The organism is Paenibacillus sp. P4_E11, assembly GCF_056401635.1.
Genome location: NZ_JBFUIX010000222.1, coordinates 1 through 4183, shown reverse-complemented (window position 1 = coordinate 4183; position 4183 = coordinate 1). Strand labels below are relative to the sequence as shown.

The 4183-nt window shown below is 44.8% G+C and carries 4 protein-coding genes; 2 read left to right on the top strand and 2 right to left on the bottom strand.

From position 1 onward, the window contains the following. A partial coding sequence (locus tag AC1DWB_RS31680) for a hypothetical protein (protein ID WP_477545079.1) occupies positions 1 to 257 on the top strand: 257 nt, incomplete at its 5' end. Positions 258 to 868: 611 nt separating this feature from the next. Here the strand turns inward: AC1DWB_RS31680 and AC1DWB_RS31675 are convergent. Then, positions 869 to 1849: an ATP-binding protein gene (locus AC1DWB_RS31675; RefSeq protein ID WP_477545078.1), complete on the bottom strand. Its 981-nt coding sequence runs from the start codon at positions 1847 to 1849 to the stop codon at positions 869 to 871. 127 nt (positions 1850 to 1976) lie between these two features. Here AC1DWB_RS31675 and AC1DWB_RS31670 point away from each other — a divergent pair, with 127 nt between their 5' ends. Further along, the gene (locus AC1DWB_RS31670; RefSeq protein ID WP_477545077.1) at positions 1977 to 3164 is read left to right on the top strand and encodes an MFS transporter; all 1188 of its coding nucleotides are present in this window, start codon (positions 1977 to 1979) and stop codon (positions 3162 to 3164) included. Between the two features lie 78 nt (positions 3165 to 3242). On the opposite strand, the gene AC1DWB_RS31665 is transcribed toward AC1DWB_RS31670, so the two are convergent. Continuing rightward, the gene (locus AC1DWB_RS31665) at positions 3243 to 3944 is read right to left on the bottom strand and encodes a GntR family transcriptional regulator (protein WP_477545076.1); all 702 of its coding nucleotides are present in this window, start codon (positions 3942 to 3944) and stop codon (positions 3243 to 3245) included. Between the last annotated feature and the right edge of the window lie 239 nt (positions 3945 to 4183).

The following is a 4183-nucleotide window of genomic DNA, read 5'->3' as shown; positions in this document are numbered from 1 at the left end:
GTACCAAGCTAATCTGTGATGGAACCGAAGCTCATGATTGTAATGTAGCGGTAAGGATAGGGCAATTCGGAACAGCTGATGGGGTGCGGGTATCCAGAACGTTCGCCGAGTCGTGCACGCAGGTCGTTGCCGTGAAAACAACGAATACAACGAAACTGATTATGGTCGACAACGATGGGATCGATATATCGGGAACTCCGTATAGCGATGTTTCTACAATCGTATCCAAAGTAGTAAGGAACAATAGTGCGATTTAGGATTTGCTAGGACACTTTCTCTTAGGTTACTGGTCGAGCTTGACCAATTGACAAGAGACATATGGTGTCCTATTTTTTGTAAAAAAAAACGGTTACTACTTAGGACTTTGATTTGTGGTACATCAAACATTCTCGTCGGGGCAGCCATAGGACCGCCAGGACGGCTGTAACGCGGAAAATCCGCGCTATTTCGCGTACAGGATCCATAAACCTCACCGTGTAGTGACCTGAGTAGTAACAAAAAACGGCTCAAAACCTAAATCAGTGCTTTACCGAATGAACGGACATCAGAGACCTTATTTACTGTACCATCTCTGTTGCACAATCCTTACGGACTCAGTTGCCCTTATTTCACACAATTCCAGGAGCTATGGCTTCATTACAGGCAAATATGGGATCCTGGGTCCGATAGAAAGCGATTCGACCCAAAACTCAACAAATAAGAGCTTCTATGTCCGTTAGGGTTAAGTCTAATCATGCTATCATCTGGTTACTGTGTTGAACCATTCTCATACTGTTCCTCCCTCCTGATATGGGAAAAGCCCCTCAATTTGAGGAGCCTCATAGAAATAATATTCGATTTGTCTTTCTTTACTAGTTACAGTTAACGATTATTCCTGATCCTTGTGGAATTGGATTGTTAGTTCGGGATAAGTGGCAGATATTTCAGGGACACGTTTGGCCAAGATATTCTTGTCGAAATTGGAACCGAAAATTTCTTGGTCTGGTAGAAAAGTAACGCTCGTTCCCGTTTCCTTTGTAACACCTACAGTTAATAAGTCAGACTGCGGGATTCCATGTTTATAGTCTTGCCTGAACACTTTTCCTTCTCGGCGAACTTCGATCGAAAGCTTTTGTGAGAGTGCATTAACAACTGCAATATTAATGCCCTTCTTACCACCCGGAGCAACAAATGAGTCACTGGTGCTATAATGGCTCAATTCAGTGAGGACAGCCTGCACACGAGATTTTTCTGTGTTCGGAAGGACTTGAACAGGGATTCCGCGTCCGTTGTCAGATACTGTGATGCTGCCATCACTATGAAGAAAAATGCCAACTTCGTTACAGAAACCTGCTTGATGCTCTAGGATTGAATTATCTAACACAGCCCACAGAAGATGGTGCGGGTCGTAGCCGTCCTGAGGAGTACCCAAATAGGCACTAGCGTTATTTCTGGTTTCCGCCAATTCCATGTAGTCACTTGTATCAATTAAGTCGGAGGTCGCGGCGAGTAACAAAAGAAGTGGAAGTGCTCTGTGGGAGGGAAGAGAGTAAAGACCGCCTCTTTCTTCCTGAACAAGGAGATCGGCCCCAAGCAGCGCCTTAATGTGATGGTAAAGTTGACCGGTCGTCCCCATGTTTAAGTGTTCAACAAGTTCTGAACCCGAAAGGGGTTCTTTCAAGACAGATCTAAGAATGTCCAAGCGCTGTTTGTGGCCAAGGGCTGCTAACACTTTTGCTACCTTGTCGCCATCGAGATCCAGCAATTGACCTACGCGTCTTTCTTGAGGTTCCCATCTATACCGCCTTTTTTCTCCACGATATTGTCCCGAATAAAAGATACCTCCTTGTTCTCCATCCTCGTTGTTCATTTCGATTAACACGGTTTACTTCGAGACCCTATTTCTATTTAGCTAGATATGGTATTATGTCGTCATATCTGGAAAGCGGTTTCAATTACGATCGCGGACATTCTAGGCGCAAGGGAGTGCTGCTCACGTGAACCGAAACTTTTATCCGATTGCGATGTTCTATTGCCTGATCTTCATGAGCGCCGGTGCCTATGGATCTTATATTGGACTCTACTATACAGAAGTGGGGTTGAATACGACCCAGATAGGGACGATTGGCGCTCTGTCTGCGGTAATCGCGATTATCGTTCAACCTTATTGGGGATTGATCGGGGATCGAGCTAAATACAAGAACCATGTGATGGTCGTTTGTATATTGATCTCGGCAATATGTATTTGGTTAATTCCGATTTCAGGTAGCATGTTCACACTGATCCTTATCTTCACCCTACTGTTCACAATCTTCCAGTGCGCGATCTTCCCGCTAAGTACGGCTGTAACCTTGGAAATTGCGAGCAAGTACAACTTCAAATTTTCAAGCGTGCGCACATTTGGGTCGATAGGCTTCGCTCTCATGTCGCTGGCAGCTGGCTGGATGATCAAATACAACATTTATTACATCTTCATCCTCTATTCCATCATCATGTTGATTGCTTTGGGTCTGATCCCGTTCTTATCCAACGTGAAAGGACATCAGCGCGATGGGAAAAAGGTGAATCTGCGAGAAATATTCAGAAGTAAAAAGCTGATTTATATATTCGTCTACTCCATGTTCATTCAATCGACCATAAGCTATTTCTTTTCTTTCCAAGCGATCTACAGCAAGGAACAGGGCATCAGCACGGAGTGGATCGGGTTGGGGCTGCTGATCGGTTCGGTGAGTCAATTTCCATTCATGATCTGGTTTGATCAAATCTATAAGAAATTCGGGATTGCGAATATTTTGCTCGTCTCAGGCGTTGTACAAGCTATCCGCTTAGTCCTGTTCGCCTACTACCTAACTCCTGCGACAATCTTGCTGCTATGGGTGCTGCATGGCGGTACAGTTATCTTAATCTCGTTGTGCTTGATCGAATACGTGAACGCTTCGGTACTGCCGGAGCTAAGGGCCAGCGGTCAAATGGTCAATGCGATCGTTATGCAAGGCATCAGTACCATTATCGGGAGTTTAGTAGGCGGCATCTGTGCGCATTTCGTGGGGCTGAAGCTTACATTTGTGATCTACTCCGTGGTTTGCATCCTGGCGGTCGGCTGGTTTTGGATGGTGATACAGAGATCGACTTGGTTCAAGCAAGGTCAGTCGGATCCTAAGGAGACTGCGTTAGAGGTGCATTAAGCAATGATGTGAACAAGTTTGCACGAAGCATAAGAGGCTTGCCTTATACGGGCAAGCTTCTTTTAGTGAGAGGAACAATCACGTCAAATTTCGTTCAGCGCTCGCGTCGGGCTCCGACAGGCTGCTGTATCGTTTGGAAACGAGCTTGCGTGGTATTTGAATTTGTTCATCAATCAAGTTCAGCAGCAAATCCAAGTCTTGGTTCTCTATAGCGGTCAAAAGCGCTTGGTGGTTCGCTATTATTAATTGCGCGTCAGTGGCAAGGCTATTCGTGAACGTGAGCATATCGGCAATAACAGGGCTCAGCGTAGTCCACAACTGAAGTAATGCCCAGTTGTCAGCGAGTTTGATAAACTCATGATGGAATTCCATATCGAGTTCGCATAAATGCGCAATGGAATTTCTTTCTTTGGACATCGCCGAGGTAATGTTTCTCAGGGGGTCCAAATTCAACTGTGGCAAGTTCATAAGTGTTCGCGCCGCTATTCCCTCCAAGTTTTGACGGGTGTCGAACAGATCGAGCGCATGTTTTTCGCTGAAACCAATAACTTCGGCTCCGCCACTGGGTAGAATCCGGAGCAGTCCTTGTTGTTCCAGTGCATGAAGGGCACTCCGTACGGGGCCTCGGCTGACGCCAAATTGTTCAGCAAGATGACCTTCCACTAATCGATGGTTTGCTGGTAATTCTCCTGAAATAATTCCCATCCGTAATACGTGCAAAATATCTTTGGCAAAAACGCTTCGTGAAAAGCGGTCTGTATTTCGGTTCATTTTCAACATAAAGGTGCTCCTTAGCGAGAATCGTCACGAGAACAAAGAATATATTGACAATTATACTGGCTATTTTTAGTATAGTAAATAGTTAACGGTTAACCGGTTAACCGAATGCCAAGAGTGAATTGATAATCATGTAATTATTTAGGAGGATTATGATGAAGCTTTCGCCAGAACATATCGATTTTTTTGAGACGTTTGGATTTTTGAAGTTCTCAGGATTGTTGAAGGATGATATTCAATGG